General features: G+C 65.8%; 16 protein-coding genes. 12 read left to right on the top strand and 4 right to left on the bottom strand.

The genetic code is table 11. From position 1 onward, the window contains the following. The first annotated feature begins 3 nt into the window (after positions 1-3). From lpxD to ACWYRN_RS23910, 8 genes are all read left to right on the top strand, one after another. Entirely contained in the window at positions 4-1,092 is a 1,089-nt protein-coding gene (lpxD, locus tag ACWYRN_RS23945; protein ID WP_488690302.1) for a UDP-3-O-(3-hydroxymyristoyl)glucosamine N-acyltransferase, read from the top strand. Continuing rightward, positions 1,089-1,607, top strand: coding sequence for a 3-hydroxyacyl-ACP dehydratase FabZ (gene fabZ, locus ACWYRN_RS23940; protein WP_488690301.1), 519 nt, complete (start codon positions 1,089-1,091; stop codon positions 1,605-1,607). The genes lpxD and fabZ overlap by 4 nt, the downstream gene beginning before the upstream one ends. Continuing rightward, entirely contained in the window at positions 1,608-2,396 is a 789-nt protein-coding gene (gene lpxA / locus ACWYRN_RS23935; RefSeq protein WP_488690300.1) for an acyl-ACP--UDP-N-acetylglucosamine O-acyltransferase, read from the top strand. It begins immediately after the preceding gene. 55 nt (positions 2,397-2,451) lie between these two features. Continuing rightward, entirely contained in the window at positions 2,452-3,558 is a 1,107-nt protein-coding gene (gene lpxB, locus ACWYRN_RS23930; RefSeq protein WP_488692881.1) for a lipid-A-disaccharide synthase, read from the top strand. A gap of 332 nt (positions 3,559-3,890) precedes the next feature. Then, the gene (gene rnhB / locus ACWYRN_RS23925) at positions 3,891-4,556 is read left to right on the top strand and encodes a ribonuclease HII (RefSeq protein ID WP_488690299.1); all 666 of its coding nucleotides are present in this window, start codon (positions 3,891-3,893) and stop codon (positions 4,554-4,556) included. Beyond that, complete coding sequence (locus tag ACWYRN_RS23920; protein ID WP_488690298.1) at positions 4,553-5,344, top strand: TrmH family RNA methyltransferase; 792 nt, start codon at positions 4,553-4,555, stop codon at positions 5,342-5,344. The genes rnhB and ACWYRN_RS23920 overlap by 4 nt, the downstream gene beginning before the upstream one ends. Positions 5,345-5,396: 52 nt before the next feature. Further along, entirely contained in the window at positions 5,397-6,593 is a 1,197-nt protein-coding gene (locus ACWYRN_RS23915; RefSeq protein WP_488690297.1) for an EAL domain-containing response regulator, read from the top strand. Positions 6,594-6,856: 263 nt separating this feature from the next. Then, on the top strand, positions 6,857-7,444 hold the full coding sequence (locus ACWYRN_RS23910; protein ID WP_488690296.1) for a DUF6151 family protein: 588 nt from the start codon (positions 6,857-6,859) through the stop codon (positions 7,442-7,444). 3 nt (positions 7,445-7,447) lie between these two features. Here ACWYRN_RS23910 and ACWYRN_RS23905 read toward each other — a convergent pair whose 3' ends face one another. Both ACWYRN_RS23905 and ACWYRN_RS23900 read right to left on the bottom strand, forming a co-directional pair. Further along, positions 7,448-9,796 (bottom strand): FdhF/YdeP family oxidoreductase, encoded by a 2,349-nt coding sequence (locus ACWYRN_RS23905; RefSeq protein WP_488690295.1) that lies wholly within the window; start codon positions 9,794-9,796, stop codon positions 7,448-7,450. A gap of 103 nt (positions 9,797-9,899) precedes the next feature. Continuing rightward, positions 9,900-10,733: a metallophosphoesterase gene (locus ACWYRN_RS23900; RefSeq protein ID WP_488692880.1), complete on the bottom strand. Its 834-nt coding sequence runs from the start codon at positions 10,731-10,733 to the stop codon at positions 9,900-9,902. Between the two features lie 350 nt (positions 10,734-11,083). On the opposite strand from ACWYRN_RS23900, the gene ACWYRN_RS23895 reads away from it, so the two are divergent. After that, complete coding sequence (locus tag ACWYRN_RS23895) at positions 11,084-13,387, top strand: FdhF/YdeP family oxidoreductase (protein ID WP_488690294.1); 2,304 nt, start codon at positions 11,084-11,086, stop codon at positions 13,385-13,387. A 232-nt stretch (positions 13,388-13,619) separates the two neighbouring features. On the opposite strand, the gene ACWYRN_RS23890 is transcribed toward ACWYRN_RS23895, so the two are convergent. Together ACWYRN_RS23890 and ppsR are read right to left on the bottom strand one after the other, a co-directional pair. Next, entirely contained in the window at positions 13,620-15,344 is a 1,725-nt protein-coding gene (locus ACWYRN_RS23890; RefSeq protein ID WP_488690293.1) for a S41 family peptidase, read from the bottom strand. 109 nt (positions 15,345-15,453) lie between these two features. Continuing rightward, positions 15,454-16,302, bottom strand: a complete 849-nt coding sequence (gene ppsR / locus ACWYRN_RS23885; RefSeq protein ID WP_488690292.1) for a posphoenolpyruvate synthetase regulatory kinase/phosphorylase PpsR — start codon at positions 16,300-16,302, stop codon at positions 15,454-15,456. Positions 16,303-16,569: 267 nt separating this feature from the next. Between ppsR and ppsA the strand changes: the two genes are divergently transcribed. From ppsA to ACWYRN_RS23870, 3 genes are all read left to right on the top strand, one after another. Further along, positions 16,570-18,924 carry a phosphoenolpyruvate synthase gene (gene ppsA, locus ACWYRN_RS23880; protein ID WP_488692879.1) on the top strand — a complete coding sequence of 785 codons (2,355 nt, stop codon included), beginning with the start codon at positions 16,570-16,572 and terminating at the stop codon, positions 18,922-18,924. A gap of 180 nt (positions 18,925-19,104) precedes the next feature. Beyond that, a complete protein-coding gene (locus tag ACWYRN_RS23875; RefSeq protein WP_488690291.1) occupies positions 19,105-19,476 on the top strand; it encodes a hypothetical protein in 372 nt (123 codons plus the stop codon). 31 nt (positions 19,477-19,507) lie between these two features. Next, entirely contained in the window at positions 19,508-19,930 is a 423-nt protein-coding gene (locus ACWYRN_RS23870) for an NfeD family protein (protein WP_488690290.1), read from the top strand. The last annotated feature ends 23 nt before the right edge of the window (positions 19,931-19,953 follow it).

Genomic DNA, 19,953 nt, shown 5'->3' with positions numbered 1-19,953 from the left:
GTTTTGGAACAACGCGAACAACCCCCCCGCGGCGTGCGCCTGGGCGACCTGGTCGAGCGCTTCGGCGGCCAGCTCGTCGGCAACGCCGACCTCGTCGTCAGCGCCATCGCCCCCCTCGACAGCGCCGACGCCACCCAGATCAGCTTCCTCAGCAACAGCAAGCTGCGCGCGCTGGCCGCGCAAAGCTCGGCCGCCGCGCTGATCCTGTCGCCGCTGGACGACCCGTCGGTCGCCGCCACCTACGCCGGCAGCCGCATCGTCACCACCAACCCCTACGCCTATTTCGCGCGCGCGGCCCAGTACTTCGTGTCGCTGGAAGAAGAAGCCGTCGTACCCGGCATCCACCCGAGCGCGACGGTCGGCGCCGGCGCCGAGATCGACGCCACGGCCCACATCGGCCCGCACGTGACGATCGAAGCCGGCGCCGTGGTCAAGGCCAATGCCATCATCGAGCACGGCTGCTTCGTCGGCCGCAAGGCGGTGGTGGGCGAGGGCACGCGCTTTTATCCGAACGTGACCTTCCACCGCGGCTGCATCATCGGCGCGCGCGGCATCGTGCATTCGGGCGCCGTGATCGGTGGCGACGGCTTCGGCTTCGCGGTCGAGGCGGGCGTGTACATCAAGATTCCGCAGACCGGGCGCGTGGTGATCGGCGACGACGTCGACATCGGCTCGAACACCTCGATCGACCGCGGCGCGCTGGCCGACACCGTCATCGAAGACGGCGTCAAGCTCGACAACCAGATCCAGATCGGCCACAACTGCCACATCGGCGCGCACACGGCCATGGCCGGCTGCGTCGGCGTGGCCGGCAGCGCCAAGATCGGCAGCCGCTGCACCTTCGGCGGCGCGGCCATGGTACTGGGCCACCTGGAAATCGCCGACAACGTGCACATTTCCTCGGGCTCGATGGTCTCGCGTTCGGTACTCGAGCCGGGCCAGTACACCGGCTTCTATCCGCTGGCGAAGAACGCCGAGTGGGAAAAATCGGCGGCCATCGTGCGCAACCTGAATTCCATGCGCGAGAAGATCCGCACGCTGGAAAAAACCATCAAGACGCTCATTGAGCAGAACCCAAGAACAGAAAAATGACGACTGATACCAAGAAGATCACCCTCGACATCAACGGCATCAAGGAATACCTGCCGCACCGCTATCCGCTGCTGCTGGTCGACCGCGTGCTCGACGTCGAACTCGGCAAGCGCATCACCGCCATCAAGAACGTCACCGTCAACGAAGAATTCTTCAACGGTCACTTCCCGCACAAGCCGGTGATGCCGGGCGTCCTGATGATCGAGGCGCTGGCGCAGACCGCCGCCATCCTGTCGTTCATGACCATGAACGTCAAGCCCGACGAGAACTCGGTGGTCTATTTCGTCGGCATCGACAACGCGCGCTTCAAGCGTCCGGTCGAGCCGGGCGACCAGCTGGTGATGGAAGTCGAGATCCTGCGCCAGGCGCGCGGCATCTGGAAGTACAAGGCCACCGCCAGCGTCGACGGAAAAATGGCCGTCGAGGGCGACCTGATGTGCACCATCCGCGGCGCCGCAGAGGCGACCATGAAGGGTGCCGCCGCCGCACCTGCAGATGGCAGCACGGAGGGGTAAATGAGCAAGATCCACCCGACCGCGATCGTCGATCCGCAGGCCGAGCTCGACAGCTCGGTCGAGGTCGGCCCGTATTCGATCATCGGCCCGCACGTGCGCATCGGCGCACGCACCGTGGTCGGCCCGCACGTGGTCATCGAAGGCCACACGACGATCGGCGAAGACAACAAGTTCTTCCAGTTCGGTTCCATCGGCGCCGCGCCGCAGGACAAGAAGTGGAAGGGCGAGCCGACGCGCCTCGAAATCGGCAACGGCAATACCATCCGCGAGTTCGTCACCTTCAACCTCGGCACCGCCCAGGACGAAGGCGTGACCCGCCTGGGCGACGACAACTGGATCTCGGCCTACGTCCACCTGGCGCACGACTGCCAGGTCGGCAGCCACACGATCTTCTCGAACAATGCGCAATTGGCGGGCCACGTGCACGTGGGCGACCACGCGATCCTGTCCGGCTACGCCGGCGTGCACCAGTTCTGCAAGATCGGCGCGCATGCCTTCATCGGCATGTACACCAGCCTGACCCAGGACGTGCCGCCGTTCGTGATGGTGTCCGGGAACCCGGCCGCCGCGCGCGGCGTCAACACCGAAGGCCTGAAGCGCCGCGGCTTCACGCGCGCCCAGATCGACGGCATCCGCGCCGCCTACAAGCACCTGTATCGCAGCGGCCTGACGCTGGAAGAAGCCAAGACGGCGCTGGCGCAGGAAGAGGGCGCCTCGCCTGAAGCCGCCGGCGATATCCGCGCCGTGCTCGACTTCCTCGGCACCGTCACCCGTGGCATCGTCCGATAAGCCTGCAGGCTCGGACATCTCGCTGGCCCTGGTCGCCGGCGAGGTGTCCGGCGACATGCTCGCCGCACGCCTGCTCGCAGGGCTGCGTCCCCATCTTCCCAACGCCCGCTTCCACGGCATCGGCGGCCCGCGCATGATCGAACAGGGTCTGGTGTCGGACGTGCCGATCGAGACCCTGACGGTGCGCGGCCTGTTCGAGATCATTCCGCGCTACCGCGAGATCAAGGGCATCCAGAACCGCCTGCGCGACCGCCTGCTGGCCGAACGTCCGGCCGCCTTCATCGGCGCCGACTACCCCGGCTTCAACCTCGGGCTGGAAGAGCAGCTGCGCGCGGGCGGGATTCCGACCCTGCACTTCGTCGGCCCGCAGATATGGGCCTGGCGCGGCGGGCGCATCAAGAAGATCCAGCGCGCGGTGTCGCACATGCTGGTGATCTTTCCGTTCGAGGAACAGATCTACAAGGACGCCGGCGTGCCGGTGACCTATATCGGGCATCCGCTGGCCGAGACCATCCCGCTGGTGCCGGATACCGTAGGCGCGCGCGCCGCGCTGGGACTGCCCGCCGATGCACGCGTGGTCGCCATCATGCCGGGCTCGCGCATGGGCGAACTGAAGTACCTGGCCGAGACGTTTGTCCGCACCGCCGGCCTGCTGGCCAAACGCGATCCTGCCTTGCGCTTCGTGGTGCCGATGGCGGGCGAGAAGCAGCGCGCCTATTTCAACGAGATCGTGGCGAAAGCCGGCCTGGCCGATATCCCCTTGACACTGCTCGACGGCCAGTCGCATACCGCGATTGCCGCCGCCGACGCGGTGCTGGTGGCCTCCGGCACGGCGACCCTGGAAGTGGCGCTGTTCAAGAAGCCGATGGTGATCGCCTACAAGGTCATGCGCGCGTCGTGGGAAATCATGCGCCACATGGGCTACCTGCCGTGGATAGGATTGCCGAACATCCTGGCGCGCGAATGGGTGGTGCCGGAATACCTGCAGCACGCGGCTACGCCGGAAGCGCTGAGCGAGGCCGTGTGGCAGCAGCTGAACGACACGGCGCTGCGTGACAAGCTGGCGCAGCGCTTCACCGACATGCACCATAGCCTGCTGCGCAACAGCGCGCAGGAGAGTGCGCAGGCGGTGTTGCAGGTGATCGGGTCGCGACAGACGTAGGGTGGGCACTCCGTGCCCACGCGGAACTGGGCGCCGAGTTGGCGCCACTTTATGACGCGACCGCTGCGTTCTGTCGGCGCCTCCAGATGCGTCTCGTTGGCTTCTCATCCATGTTTGGCGGCGCGGAGCGAATCATCAGGGGTGCAGACTCCGGATCAACACGTAACCGCGTGGGCACGGGGTGCCCACCCTACGAACTGCACATGCGCAATCGACGCTGACCCAGCGCCTCTGCTTTCACGCACCCCCATGTACGCGTACAATACGCGGCATTCAAAATGCGCGAATTCAACCGCATAAAAGACAAGTTCTGAGAGATTCATAAGCAGCAGATGAGTAAAAAGCGCGTCAACTTCTATCCCGGCCTGCCGCCCCGGCTGCGTCCGTTCACCGAGCTCGACATCGTCTGCGGCGTCGACGAGGCAGGGCGCGGCCCGCTGGCGGGGCCGGTATTCGCCGCCGCCGTCATCCTCGACCCGAAGCGCCCGATCGAGGGCCTGCGCGACTCGAAGAAGCTGAGCGAAGCGCGGCGCGACGAGCTGGCGCCGCAGATCCGCGAGCACGCGCTTGCCTGGGCGATTGCCCAGGCATCCTGCGAAGAGATCGACACCCTGAACATCCTGCACGCGACCATGCTGGCCATGCGCCGCGCGGTGGAAGCGCTGCAAACCGTGCCGACCTTTGCCCTGATCGACGGCAACCGCTGCCCGCCCATGGACATCCGCGCCCACGCCGTGGTCGAAGGCGACGACAAGTGCCACGCGATTTCCGCCGCCTCGATCCTGGCCAAGACCGCGCGCGACGCCGAACTGGTGCGCCTGCACGCGCTGTACCCGGACTACTGCTTCGACCAGCACAAGGGCTATGGCACGGCCCTGCACCTGGAACGCCTGCGCCTGCACGGGCCGTCGCCGGCGCACCGCCGCTCGTTCGCGCCGGTGCGCAATTTGCTGCAGGTGGATTTGTTCGCGGCTCCCGAAGAAGTGGCCGTCGCATGAAGACCATCAGCTCGCGCGACAACGCGTTTTATAAAGAACTCAAGGCCCTGGCATCGAGCTCGCAGGCGCGCCGCAAGGCCGGCCGCACCCTGCTCGACGGCGTGCACCTGTGCCAGTCCTGGCTCGACCTGCGCGGCGCCCCGCTGCACTGCGTGGTGTCGGAAGACGCCCTGCACAACCCGGAAGTCGGCAACATCGTCGCCCGCGTCGAACAGCTGCGCGGTCACGTGACGGCGCTGCCCGACGCGCTGTTCGGGGCGCTGAGCCAGGTCGAGCATGGCGTGAACCTGATGTTCCTGGTCGAGACCCCGCGTCCGCAGGCGCCTTCGGCCATGACGGTCTCCGCCGTGCTGCTCGACGGCGTGCAGGACCCGGGCAATGCCGGCTCCATCCTGCGTAGCGCGGCAGCGGCCGGCATCACCCAGGTGTTTTGCAGCCCCGGCACCGCCTTCTGCTGGTCGCCAAAGGTGCTGCGCGCGGCGATGGGCGCTCACTTCGTGCTGGAGATTTTCGAGAACGTCGACCTGGCCGAATTGGTCCGCGCATCGAAGATCGCCGTGCTGGCCATGAGCGGCTATGCCGAGGAGCAGCTGTACGACGTCGACTTGCGCCAGCCGACCGCCTGGCTGCTCGGGCACGAAGGGCAGGGCGTGGCCGAGGAATTGATGGCGCTGGCCTCTCACCAGGTGGTGATCCCGCATGCGGGCCAGGTCGAGTCGCTGAACGTGGCGGCGGCGGCAGCGGTCTGCTTCTTCGAACAGCTGCGCCAGCAGCAGGCAGCACGCTAGCGCACTGTCGCGCATTGTAGAATAAACCCGGCGTTTCAACCCTGGAGTAGACATGGACATCGCGCATCTGCACTTCCTGGTCGCCGAGGCCGACAACGGCCAGCGGGCTGCCCTGGTCGAGATGCTGGGCCGGCTCGGCGCCAGCCGCGTCACCGACGTGCCCGACGGGCACATGGCGCTGCGCACCTTCCAGGCCAGCTTCACGCCGCGCCTGCACGTGGCCATCATCGACCTCGGCCTGCCGGGCATGGACGGGCTGGAACTGATCCGCAACCTGGCCAGCCTCGACACCGGCATCAGCCTGGTCGTCACCGGCGCCCAGCCGGCCAACCTGCTGTTCTCGGTCGAGACCCTGGCCCAGGTGTTTGGCATCGACCTGCTCGGTTCCATCGCCAAGCCGGTCACCGCCGCCAAGCTCAAACCCCTGCTCGACAACTACCAGCCGCCGGCGCTGCCGGCCGCGGGCGAGGCGTCGCCGCGCTTTTCCTTTGCCGAAGTGGGCGTGGGCCTGCAGAAGCGCCAGTTCGAACCCTTCTTCCAGCCGAAGATCGAGCTGGCCACCGGTCAGGTGAGGGGCCTGGAAGTGTTCGCGCGCTGGCGCCACCCCGAGCACGGCATCCTCGGCCCCGGGGCCTTCATGGACGCGCTGGAGCAGAACAACCGCATCGACTTCCTCGACTGGAGTATGATCGAGCTGTCGGTCGAGCGCTGCCGCTGGTTCCACGACCAGGGCACGCCGATTTCGATCTCGATCAACCTGGCGCCCGAAACCCTCGCCCATCCGGCCTTCCTGCGCCAGATCACGGCCTGCCTGGGGCGCCACGCGGTGCTGGCGGACTACATCACCTTCGAGATGCCGGAATCCTCGGTGCTGAACGAAGACCCGAACTTCATCGAGCGCCTGGTGCGCCTGCGCATGATGGGCTTTGGCCTGGCCATCGACGACTACGGCACCGGACGCTCGAATCTGCAGCTGCTGGCGCGCATCCCGTTCACGGAACTGAAGATCGACCGCAGCTTCGTCGACGGCGCCTCGAAGCGCCGCCCGCTCGGCACCGTGCTGCGCTCCTGCCTGGGCCTGGCGCACAGCCTGGACCGCATGTCGGTGGCCGTGGGCGTGGAGACGCGCCAGGACTGGGACTTCCTGCAAGGCCTGGGCTGCACCTATGCCCAGGGTTACCACATCGCCAACCCGATGGAGGCGAGCGCCTTCCCGGGCTGGCTCGAAGACTGGCGGCATTTCTTCTGAGCGCCTTGCGTGGCGACGTCGGGTTGCTGGCCCGGTTCGTGCGCATGCCGTAGGGTGGACGGCTTGAGCGCTGCCGCTCGGTTGATCGTGCAGGTGGCGCCGTCCACGCGTTCAACGGCGGGTGCCTTGTGGCGTAGCGGGTCGGGAGGCATGGGTTGGACGCGTGGACGGCGCGAGCGGCGCGTGTATGCGGCATCCAGGGGGGAGCCGGCCACCCTACGCGTCATCGGCCAATACGTTTGCGTAATAATCGAGGAGCGACAATGAGCATACGGGTGCGCTGCCATTGCGGCAAGCTGCAGGGAGAACTGGACACGGGCGCCGTCGCGGCGCGCGCGAAGTGCTATTGCAAGGACTGCCGCGCCTTTGCGCGCTTCCTCGGTAACGAGGTCGAGATTCTCGACGGCGCCGGCGGCACCGAGGTGGCGGCGGCCTTGCCGTCGGGCCTGCGCTTCACGCAAGGCCTGGACCAGTTGGCCTGCATGTCGCTCAGCCCGAAAGGCCTGTACCGCTGGTACGCCGCCTGCTGCCGCACGCCGATCGGGAACACGCCGCGCGATCCGAAGGTATCGTATGTCGGCATCGTGCGCGCCTGCCTGGATGCCACGCCGGCCGAACTCGATGCCCAGCTCGGCGCCTCGCACATCAACGCCAACACCGAGTCGGCCTACCGCAAGATTCCCAAGACCCCGGGTGGCACGGCCCTGGCCTTGGTGAAGATCGGCAGCAAGGTGCTGGGCGCGCGCTTTGGCGGCGGTTACAGGAACAATCCTTTCTTCGAATCCGGCAGCGCCACCCCGGTGCGCCAGCCCGAGGTGATTTCGAAGGAAGCGCGCGCCCGGCTGTATTGATCCTTACGCCGCCACGTCTTCCTCTTCACGGTCGACTTGGCTGGCCTTGCCGCCTTCGGCCGCGCGGCGCAGGATGACCGGCACCGATTTATAGGACGGCGTACCGCTGCGCCGGTCGAAGTTCGCCAGCGCCACCAGCGCGTTCGCTTCCGGGTAATAGGCCGCGATCGACCCCGGCGCGATGTCGAATGCCACCGCCACGAAGTTGCGCACGATGCGCGGCTCCTCGATGTTGTCGCAGGCCGCCACCGCTTCGATGTCGACCATGTCGCCATGCTCCAGCCCGCGCGCGGCAAGGTCGGCCGCGTTCACGAACACCACGTCGCGCCGGCCGGTGACGCCGCGGTAGCGGTCGTTCTTGCCGTAGATGGTGGTGTTGTACTGGTCGTGGCTACGCACCGTGGCCAGCACCAGCACGTCCTGGGCGCCGGGCCGCGCCAGCGGGCGTTCGTCTTCCCTGGCGCAGGTGATGAAGTGGGCCTTGCCCGATGGTGTGCGCCATTCGCGCCGCCCGGCCGGGCTGTCGAGGCGGAAGCCGCGCGGCACCCGCACCCGCTCGTTGTAGTCGTCGAAGTCGGGGAAGACGGCTTCGATGGCGTCGCGGATGCGGTTGTAGTCGGCGATGAAGCCGTCCCAGTCGATCTTGGTATCCAGCAGGGTCGCCTTGGCGATGCCGGCGACGATGGCCGGTTCCGATTTCAGCAAATCGGACGCCGGCGGCAGCGAGCCGCGCGAGGCATGCACCATCGACATCGAGTCTTCCACCGTTACCGACTGCACGCCATTCGCCTGCATGTCGAGTTCCGTGCGGCCCAGGCAGGGCAGCAGGAAGGTGTGCTTGCCGACCATCAGGTGCGAGCGATTGAGCTTGGTGGCGATATGCACCGACAAATCGAGTTTGCGCATCGCCTCGAAGCAGACCTGGGGGTCGGGCATGGCGGTCGGCAGGTTGCCGCCCAGGCAGACCAGGGCTTTCGCGCGGCCCTCGTGCATGGCATTGAAGGCCTCGACCGCGCCGTGGCCGTGTTCGCGCGGGGCCTTGATGCCGAAGACGCGTTCCAGCGAATCGAGGAATTTCTCGCTCGGGATTTCGGTGATGCCGACCGTGCGGTCGCCCTGCACGTTGGAGTGGCCGCGCAGCGGGCAGATGCCAGCGCCTTCGCGCCCGATGTTCCCGCGCAGGAGCAGCAGGTTCGCCAGCTGCTGCACGTTGCCGGTGCCGTGGCGGTGCTGGGTGATGCCCATGCCGTAGCAGATGATCGTGCGCTCGGCCCTGGCGTAGATGCCGGCCGCCGTTTCCAGGTCGGCGCGCGGCAGGCCGGACACATGCTCGATCTCTTCCCAGGAGGTGGCGTCGATGTCGGCCACCAGCTCCTCGAAGCCGAGGGTGTGCTCGCGGATGAAACTGTCGTCGAGCAGGCCGGCACCGCCGGCGGCGCGCTGCTCCCCATCCATCGCCAGCAGCGCCTTCATCATGCCTTTTACGACGGCGGTGTCGCCGCCGATCTTCAGCTGGTAGTAGTGCGAGGCGATGTTCACCGCTTTCCCGACTGTCATCTCGAGCGCGTGCTGGGGCGACTTGAAGCGCTCCAGGCTGCGTTCCTTCAGCGGATTGAAGACCACGATGGGCGCGCCGCGCAGCGAGGCGGCGCGCAGGGTGGCCAGCATGCGCGGGTGGTTCGTGCCGGGGTTGTGGCCGAACGAGAAAATGGCGTCACAATGGTCGAAGTCTTCCAGCGTGACCGTGCCCTTGCCGACGCCGATCGATTGCGGCAGGCCGACGCTGGTGGCCTCGTGGCACATGTTCGAGCAGTCGGGGAAGTTGTTGGTGCCGTATTCGCGCACGAAGAGTTGATACAGGAAAGCCGCCTCGTTCGAGGCACGGCCCGAGGCGTAGAACTCGGCCATGTTCGGGTCGGGCAGGGCGCGCAGCTGTTCGCCGATGCGCCTGAACGCGTCGTCCCAGGAGATCGGCACGTAGTGGTCGGTGGCGGCGTCGTAGACCATGGGGTGGGTCAGGCGGCCTTCCCATTCGAGATAAAAATCTTCGCGCTCCCATAGCTCGCTGACTGTGTGCCTGGCGAAGAACTCGGGTGTAACGCGCTTGTTGGTCGCTTCCCAGGACACGGCCTTGGCGCCGTTTTCGCAGAATTCAAAGGAGGAACCTTCGCGCGGGTCGGGCCAGGCGCAGCCGGGGCAATCGAAGCCCTGCGGCTGGTTCACCTGCAGCATGATGGTCGTGCGCGTGGCCGACATTTCGCCGCGCAGGGCCTTGGCCACCGCCTGCAGCGCACCCCAGCCGCCGGCGGGGCCGCCGTATTCTCCGATCCCTGGTACATCTTTCTTCGACATATGTCCTCCTGAAACAATGGACGAAATTGTACGAAAAATGTTAAAACCAGGACGCCATCGAGACACAAGGAAACAAAAGCCGGGCTCGCTGCCCAGGGCAGGCTCAGAGTTCGATCACCAGCTCCGGCCGGAAGCCTTCCTGCTCGCCCTTGCTCAGGTAGCCGAGCGGATTGGCGACGACGCGGCAGGACCAGGGCCGGCCGGCCTCGACGCCGGTAACCGTGTAGTCGTTCATGCAGTGCAGGTGGCCATGCATCCAGATGTCGGCGTAGGGGAACAGGGCGTCCATCGCATTGCAGAAGCCGGCCGTGCCCGCCGCCAGGCCGTAGCGCGGGTCGGCGCTCAGCAGGCTGGGGGCGAAGTGGGTGACGGCGACCGTGACGCCGTCGAACGGCGTGGCCAGCGCCGCGCGCAGCCAGGCCTGGCAGTCGAGCGACATCTCGCGCAGGCCTTCGGCCAGCACCGGCACGCCATTCTGGAGGGTCGTGTTCTTGCTGAGGTAATAGTTGGCGGCGCGGAAGGCCTTGCCGCGCAATTGCAGCTGCTTGGTGAGGTCGGTCTCGCGGCTGGCCAGGGCGTCGAAGTCGCTCCACAGGGTGGTGCCGATGAAGCGCACGTGGCCGATGACGACCGTTTCGCGGTCCAGCCATTCGATGCCCAGTTCCTGGCAGGTGGCGCGCAGGCGGGCGTAGGTTTCCTCGTATTCCAGGCCGTCGAATTCGTGGTTGCCGGGGATGAAGAGCACGCGCGCCTTGCCGGCGCCGGGGCCGAGGGGCGAGAAGCGGGCCAGGCCGAAGTCGGTGCCGGTCAGGCGCGAGCCGGACTGGTAGGAGCCGATGTCGCCGGCGAGGACGACGACGTCGGTGTCCGCGGCGACGTGCGGCTGGAAGTCGGCGTAGCGTTCGAGGTGCAGGTCGGAGAAGAGCTGGATGCGCATAGCGGCGAAGTATAGCTGCAACGACAGTGTGCTGACGCATCGGTACGATTTACGTAGGGTGGGCTCTTGAGCCCACGCTGTGTCATCGGGTGAGGGGCGGCGAAGGTGATGTGAGCACCTGGCGCGGAAACGGCGTGTCATCGGGGTTTGTGGGGCTGTTGCCTGTTCCGTTATCGGTATGCACGATCCGCGTGGGCACGAGTGCCTTGCGCGGCCCGGCCCACCCTACGGTTGTTGCCGGCGGTTCGGCGCGGAGCGCCTCGGCGGCAAATCCGGGTTTTCGGTACGCTCGCGCACAGAGCCATGCGCCACCCGCGGTTACGGTGCATGCTCAATAGTAAGGAGATAGCATGAACGAGGAGTCGAAAGGATTGCGGGTCGAGGACCCCACCACGCCGGCTGGCGGCTGGGCTTCTGTGGCGGAGGTGACGAATATCCTGATGGACCAGCGCACCGTGCTGAAGGACAGCCGCCTGCTGCTCAAGCAGAACAAGTCCGACGGCTTTGCCTGCGTCAGCTGCGCCTGGGCCAAGCCGGCCAATCCGCATCCCTTCGAATTCTGCGAAAGCGGCGCCAAGGCCACCGCCTGGGAAACCACCAGCAAGGCCATCGGCGCCGACTTCTTCGAGCAGTACAGCGTGCGCGAGCTCGAATCCTGGTCCGACCACCGGCTGGAAGAGCAGGGCCGCCTGACGGTGCCGCTACGCTACGACGCCGCCAGCGACCGCTACCGCGAAGTGTCCTGGGATACCGCCTTTGCCGAGATCGGCGCCGCCCTGCGCGGCTTCGAGCGCGACAAGGTCGTGTTCTACGCCTCGGGCCGCGCCTCGCTCGAGACTTCCTATATGTACCAGCTACTGGCGCGCATGTACGGCAACAACAACCTGCCCGACAGTTCCAACATGTGCCACGAAAGCACCTCGGTGGCGCTGCAAAAGACCATCGGCGTGGGTGTCGGCACCGTGGTGTTGCAGGACTTCGAGGAAACCGACTGCATCTTCTTCTTCGGCCAGAACGTGGGCGTGAACAGCCCGCGCATGCTGCACCAGCTGCAGGAAGCGCGCGCGCGCGGCGTGCCGATCATCACCTTCAATCCCCTGCGCGAGCGCGGGCTGGTGAGCTTCACCAATCCGCAGTCGCCGGTGGAGATGCTGACCGGGAAGGAAACGCCGATCAGCACCCAGTACCACCAGGTCAAGCCCGGCGGGGACACGGCCGCCATCATGGGCCTGGCGAAGGCCCTGCTGGCGCTGGACGACGCGGCGGTTCAACGCGGCGAGCAGCGCGTGCTGGACGTCGCCTTTATCCAGGAATACACGCACGGCTTCGAGGCATTCGAAGCGGCGGTGCGCGCCTGTTCGTGGACCGACATCGTGCGCGAATCGGGGCTGCTGCAAGTGGACATCGAGAGCGCGGCGCGCGTGTACGCCGGATCGAGCGCGGTACTCGGCGTGTACGGCATGGGCCTGACCCAGCACCAGAACGGCGTGCAGAACGTGGGCATGATCGTCAACCTGCTGCTCATGCGCGGGAATATCGGTAAACCCGGCGCCGGCATCTGCCCGGTGCGCGGCCACTCGAACGTGCAGGGCCAGCGCACGGTCGGCATCACCGAAAAGCCGGAACTCGCGCCGCTCGACAAGCTGAAGGAACAATACGGGTTCGAGCCGCCGCGCGAGAAGGGCATGAACACGGTGGAAGTCTGCGAAGCGATGTTGGCGCGGAAGGTCCAGGCCTTCATCGGCCTGGGCGGGAATTTCGTGCGCGCCGTGCCCGAGACCGTGCTGATGGAAGCGGCCTGGCGCGAACTGCCGCTCACGGTGCAGGTATCGACCAAGCTCAATCGCAACCACGTCATCCACGGCAAGCAGTCGTATATCTTGCCTTGCCTGGGCCGCATCGAGATCGACCGCCAGGCCGCCGGGCCGCAAGACGTGACGATCGAGGATAGCACTTCGTGCATGCACGGTTCGCGCGGCGCGGCCGAGCCGGTGGCGGATACCTTATTGTCGGAACCGGCCATCGTGGCCGGCATCGCCAAGGCCACGCTGGACCCGAATCCGTTGGTCGACTGGGACGCCTGGGTCGGCGACTACGCCAGGGTGCGCGACGCCATCGAGGAAACCTACCCGGACATCTTCACGGACTTCAATGCGCGCATGTGGACGCCGGGCGGTTTCCGCAAGCCGGTGGGCGCGGCGCACCGGGTGTTCGAGACCGAAAGCAAGCGCGCCGAATTCACCGTGCCCGAGGAACTGCCGGGCGACCCGGACATGGACGCCGGCCCGCCGGCGCTGCGCCTGTTCACGATCCGCAGCGACGGCCAGTTCAACACCACGATCTACCACGAGGACGACCGTTTCAGGGGCGTGTTCGGCAGCCGCATGGTGCTGTTCATGGCGCGCGGCGACATGGCGCGCCTGAACCTGTCGCAAGGCGATACGGTGGCCCTGCGCACGCCAGCCAATGATGGCGTCGAGCGCCGCGTGGAGGGCTTGTCGGTCGTGCCCTACGACGTGCCCGAGGGCTGCATCGCCGGCTACTACCCTGAGCTCAATCCCCTGATTCCGCTCTGGCACCACGCCAAGGAAAGCAAGGTGCCGGCGGCCAAGGCGATCGACGTGCTGGTGGAGCGCAGCGGCGTCGCGGCTTAAGAGCAGGCAATCGGGTGCCGGGCAGGCTTTCTTGCAGCGTGCCCAGGGTATCCTGTTCCGGGACCCTGCGGCATCCTGCCTCGAACGGGGTGCGCGAACTGTCTGGTCTTGTCTCGTTTCGTCTCGTCGAATTTCGAGACAAAACCAGACAGGACGAGACAGGATGCACTTGCTGAACGAGACAGCTTGCCGCAGGGTCTGGCCCGGCCCTCCCATCCCGCCGAGTGGCCGATTAATTGCTCTGCTTCAGCAACGCCAGCGCCCGTTCCAGTACCACGTCGCGGTTCGCACGCACTGTGTCGACGCTCTCATGCACCTCGACATCGGGCAGGATGCCCTTGCCGACGAAGTCCCTGCCATCCGCGGTCAGGTCGCGCTTGACGCAGACGCGTGCGCTGCCGCCGCCGGGCAGCTTCATGAAGAGCGGCTGGCCGGTGCTGCCGCCGGTGGCTGCGCCAACGGTGATGCCGCGCTTGAGGGCGTTGAACGCCAGGACGAAGTCTTCGCCGGCCGAGAAGGTGCGCGCTCCGGTCAGGACGGCGACCTTGCCGTCGAAAACGCGCGGTTGCGCCTGCGCGAGGCCTGGTGCGCCGAAGCGGTTGGTGGGCATCCAGAACACGGCGTCGCCCTGCGCGCGCTGGTGCGGCGCGTCGCTGCGCACGTACTGCGGCGGCTGCGGAATCGGCGCCGTGCTCAGGTAGCCCAGGATGTCCCAGCCGAAGCCGGTCGAGCCGCCGCCATTGTTGCGCAGGTCGATGACCAGCGCCCTGGCGCCAAGGATGCGCGGCAGCGCGGCCACGAAGGCCTTGACGCCCGCATCGTCCTCGAAGTGATCGAGCGCGAAGTAGGCAACGCCGCCCGGCAGCATGCGAAAGCCGAAGCGCTCGGGCTGGCGCAGGTCCTGGTAGCCGCAGCGGGCAAGCCGCACATCGCGCACGCGGCCCTTCGCATCGCGCAGCGTCAGGACCAGCGGTGTGCGAGCATCGCCGGCGAGCAGTTGGTAGCCATACATGCGCACCAGCTTGTCCTGCGGCGTGGAACTGCTGACGAAAGGCGCGACGCGTTCCTCGGCATGGCGCCGGACCGGCACACCGTCGATGGCGACGAGTTCGTCGCCGGCGCGCACCTGCGCGGCCAGGCTGGCGCTGTCGACGCGCCGCACCAGCACGCGGTCCTCGACCAGTTCCGTGACGATAGGCGGGCGGGCGAAGAAGCGGTCAAGCAGTTCTTCGGGCGGATAAATATTCGTGTGGCCGTCCTGCAGCAGCGGTGCGAGCCCCATCATCACGCGGTAGTAGTCCTCGGTGGTCTCGGCCGCCATCACCTTCGGCAGAAAGTCGAGGTAGACCCTGTTCCAGTCCAGGTCGGGAACATGGTCGAAGTGCACGAAGCTGGCGCGCGCTTCGCTCCAGAACTGGGTCAAGCCGGCGATGCGCTGCTCGACGCTCAGCCGCTCTCCGTAGGGTACGTCGGCAGCGGGGCCGGTCCAGATGTGCTCGGCGATGCGTCCTCGGGCCAGGATCGCCGCGAAACGGGGCTCGCCGCGCAGGCTGGCGAAGGCGTCGCTCGTCTCCAGCTGGAATGCCGCGTTCGGAATCCAGGCAAAACGCTGCATCCCTTCCAGGCTGTCGAGCGCCTTCTCCTTTTCGCCGAGCCGGGTGTAGAGCCGGGCCAGGTCGTAGCGCACGTCGTGTCCGCGCCCGTACAGAAAATCGTTGCCGACGCCCAGTTCGCGCGACTGCGGCCGGCCCAGCCAGGCGAGTTCGGCTTCGAGCATGTCGATACCCTGGCGCAGGTCTGCCGGCCGGACATCCTTGCTTGCCAGGACCTCGACCTGCTGTCGCACTTGCTGGATGCGGCTCGCTTCGTCGTAGCCGGTCGTCGCCGCGGGCGCGGCAAGGGAAAAGTGTGGGAAAAGCAGAGAAACGAGGAGGCAAAGCGAGGAAGTGCGCAGCATCGGGTCTTTTTCTGCGACGAGGAAAGGGTGAGCATAACAAAACGCCATGCCCGAAAATGCGCACTTTATTGCAGGTCCGGCTAAAGCAGTCCGGTCTAAGCAGTCCGGTTTAATACTCGCGCCGGTCCGGCTTGATCTCCTGCAGGATCGTCGTCGCGATCTCCTCGATCGACTTGGTCGTCGACGACAGCCAGCGTATCCCCTCGCGCTTCATCATCATTTCCGCCTCGTTCACCTCATAGCGGCAATTCTCGATCGATGCGTATTTACTGCCCGCGCGCCGTTCGTTGCGGATCTCGGTCAGGCGTTCCGGCGTAATCGTCAGCCCGAACAATTTATGCTTGAAAGGCGGCAGCGAGGACGGCAACTTGCCGCGCTCGAAATCGTCGGGAATCAGCGGGTAGTTCGCCGCCTTGATCCCGTACTGCATGGCCAGGTAGAGCGAGGTCGGTGTTTTACCGGAACGCGACACGCCGACCAGGATCACATCCGCCTCGGCCAGATTCTTGTGCGATTGCCCGTCGTCGTGCGCCAGCGAGAAGTTGATGGCCTCGATGCGGTTCTTGTATTCCTCGGAATCGACGATGTTGTGAATACGCCCGATGGTGTGGGTCGATTTCACGCCGAGTTCCATTTCCAGCGGCGCCACGAAAGTCTGGAACAAGTCCATGTGCATGCCGTTGGAAGCGCGGATCACGCCCGACAGATCGTGCTTCACGAGGGTGGAAAACACGATGGGGCGCTGGTTGTCGGCCGCATACACCTCGTTGATGCGGCGCGCGGCATCGCGGGCCTTGTCGAGCGTATCGATGAAGGGAATGCGGATCTGGCGGAAGCGCATCTCGAACTGGCTCAGCACCGCGTGGCCGAAGGTTTCGGCGGTGATGCCGGTGCCGTCGGACACGAAAAACACGGTGCGCGCGGTCGGGGGAAGTGCGGGGCGGTTCTCGGCGGTCATAATGAATTCTTGGCTATGCTGACAGATTTGCACATTTCGTGCGGTGTGAAACCCGGGCGCTCGCGGTAGAATGCTCGGCAACGGATTTGCATTGTGCTGCACGGCGCCCAGAATAACAAGAATACACGCGCCCTCTGCCCGGCACCACGCACGACAAGTTTCTATCATCAAGTAAGGTGCTTTACCATGACTAACCTGTCTAATGCAGCATTGAAGGAACCCGAACAAGGTTCCGGCGTGTACGTAGCGTCGTTCGAAAACCTGCGCATGACCGATGTTGAATCGGTCGGCGGCAAGAACGCCTCGCTCGGCGAAATGATCAGCCAGCTCGCCGAAGCCGGCGTGCGCGTGCCGACCGGCTTCGCCACCACGGCGCAGGCCTTCCGCGACTTCCTCGGCCACTCGCTTGATGGCGGCCCATCGCTGGCAGACCGCATCGCCACCCGCCTGGAAAGCCTGGACATCGACGACGTGCGCGCCCTGGCGGCCGCCGGCGCCGAGATCCGCCAGTGGATCATTGACACCCCGTTCCAGCCGCGCCTGGAAGAGGAAATCCGTTCGTTCTACGAGCGCCTGGTCGCCGATTCCGAAACCGAGATGTCCTTCGCCGTGCGCTCCTCGGCCACTGCCGAAGACTTGCCGGACGCTTCGTTCGCGGGCCAGCAGGAGACCTTCCTGAACGTAGTCGGCATCGACAACATCCTGGAAGCGATGAAGCACGTCTTCGCTTCGCTGTACAACGACCGCGCCATCTCCTACCGCGTGCATAAAGGCTTCACCCACGCCGAAGTCGCGCTGTCGGCCGGCGTGCAGCGCATGGTGCGCTCGGACACCGGCGCCGCCGGCGTCATGTTCACTATCGATACCGAGTCCGGCTTCAAGGACGTGGTCTTCATCACCTCCAGCTACGGCCTGGGCGAAACGGTGGTGCAGGGCGCGGTCAATCCGGACGAGTTCTACGTCCACAAGCCGATGCTCCAGCAGGGCAAATCGCCTGTCATCCGCCGCAACATCGGTTCGAAACTGATCAAGATGGAGTTCACCGCCGAAGCGAAAGCCGGCCGTTCGGTGAAGACCGTCGACGTGCCGATCGAGATGCGCAACCGTTACTCGCTGACCGATGCCGAAGTCGTCGAGCTGGCGAAGTACGCCGTCATCATCGAGAACCACTATGGCCGCGCAATGGACATCGAGTGGGGCAAGGATGGCCGCGACGGCAAGCTCTACATCCTGCAGGCGCGTCCGGAAACCGTGAAGTCGCAGCAGAAGGCCACCGACGCCCAACAGCGCTTCTCGCTGAAGGGCAGCGGCACGGTATTGACCAGCGGCCGCGCCATCGGCCAGAAGATCGGCGCGGGCCCAGTGCGCGTGATTACCGATCCGTCGGAAATGGAACGCGTGCAGCCGGGCGACGTGCTGGTGGCCGACATGACCGACCCGAACTGGGAACCGGTCATGAAGCGCGCCTCGGCGATCGTCACCAACCGCGGCGGCCGTACCTGCCACGCGGCGATCATCGCGCGTGAACTCGGCGTGCCGGCAGTCGTCGGCTGCGGCGACGCCACCGAGACCCTGAAGGACGGCACCTTTGTCACCGTGTCGTGCGCCGAAGGCGACGAAGGCAAGATCTACGACGGCCTGCTGGAAACGGAAATCACGGAAGTCTCGCGCGGTGAACTGCCGCCGCTGGCGACCAAGATCATGCTGAATGTCGGCAACCCGCAGCTGGCATTTGACTTCCAGTCGGTGCCGAACGGCGGCGTCGGCCTGGCGCGCCTGGAATTCATCATCAACAACAACATCGGCGTGCACCCGAAGGCCATTCTCGAGTACCCGAACATCGACGCCGACTTGAAGAAAGCGGTGGAGTCGGTCGCGCGCGGCCATGCTTCGCCAAAGGCCTTCTACGTCGACAAGCTGGCCGAAGGCGTGGCGACGATTGCCGCCGCGTTCTGGCCGAAGCCGGTCATCGTGCGCCTGTCCGATTTTAAATCGAACGAGTACAAGAAGCTGATCGGCGGTTCGCGCTACGAGCCGGACGAGGAAAACCCGATGCTGGGCTTCCGCGGCGCCGCGCGCTACCTGGCCGAGGACTTCGCCGAGTCCTTCGAGATGGAATGCCTGGCGATGAAGCGCGTGCGTGAAGAGATGGGCCTGACCAACGTCGAGCTGATGATCCCGTTCGTGCGTACCCTGGGCCAGGCCGAGAAGGTCATCGGGCTGCTGGCCAAGTACGGCCTGAAGCGCGGCGAAAACGGCCTGCGCGTCATCATGATGTGCGAAGTGCCGTCGAACGCCATCCTGGCCGAGCAGTTCCTGGAGCACTTCGACGGCTTCTCGATCGGCTCGAACGACCTGACCCAGCTGACCCTGGGCCTGGACCGCGACTCCGGCATGGAGCTGCTGGCCAAGGACTTCGACGAGCGCGACCCGGCCGTGAAAGCCATGCTGTCGCTGGCCATCAAGGCCTGCCGCGCGCAGGGCAAGTACATCGGCATCTGCGGCCAGGGGCCTTCGGACAACCCGGACTTCGCGGTCTGGCTGATGGAGCAGGGCATCGAGTCGATGTCGCTCAATCCTGACTCGGTGGTCGAGACCTGGCAGAAGCTGGCGGCGATGTAAGCCCGGCGCCTTCTTGCTTCACGAAAGCCCCGCTTGCCGTCCGGCCGGCGGGGCTTTTTGTATGCATGGCTTTAAAGCAACAAATAAGTTGACTCTGTTCCAGAACCCGTTAGACTTTTAGAAACCCTCGTCAGCCTGCACGGCGGCGAGGGTTTTTTTTGGAATCAGAGGAGAATGGAAATGAAACGCTTGTCGATTGTCCTGGGTTTGGCAGGACTCATGCTGTCCGGCGCCGCTTTTGCCGACGAAACCGCCTTCTGCAAGGCCGAGTGCGACAGCGCGCGCTCGCAGTGCGTGGCCAATACCAGCAAGGCCTCGGGCGACGCCGCCGTGAAGCTGCTCAGTACCCAGGAAACGAACGCCTTTGCGCGCACCGCGCAAGACCCGGTGGCCGGCGCCGGTGCCCAGTCGCTCGAGCGCAGCGGCCAGCAGAACCGCCGCGCGCAGCAGATGGGCATTTGCGACGACAAATACCAGCGCTGCACGCGCAGTTGCGCAGCGCCCGGTGGCGACGGCGCCTTCCCGGTGCGCAAACGCGGCAACACGGGCTGAGCCGGCCGCCGCGAGAACAAGGAGGAGACAAATGGACGACTGGGTGAACTGGATGATCGGCGCCGGCATCCTGGTGGTGGCGGAGCTGTTCACGGGCACGTTTTACCTCTTGATGATCGCCATCGGCCTGGCCTGCGGCGGCATCGCGGCGATGCTGGGCCTGTCCGGCCCGATGCAGACCCTGGTCGCGGCGGCCACCGGCCTGGTGGCCACCAGCATCCTGCACCGCAGCCGCTTCGGCCGCCCGGCCAAGGCCAGTGCCACGCGCGACCAGAACGTGAACCTCGACATCGGCGGGCGCGTCACCGTCCACGCCTGGAACAACGGCCGCGCGCGCGTGATGTACCGCGGCGCGCTGTGGGATGTGGAGCTGGGCAGCGGCGCAATAGCCGAGGCCGGCGACTTCCGGATCGTGGAAGTGCAGGGCAATCGCCTGATCGTGGCGAATTCATAAGCAAGTCTGATAATTACAACTCA

This window comes from Massilia sp. BAP21, assembly GCF_057801335.1.
The sequence above is the reverse complement of the archived record's forward strand: the minus strand, read 5'-3'. Positions and strand labels throughout refer to the sequence as shown.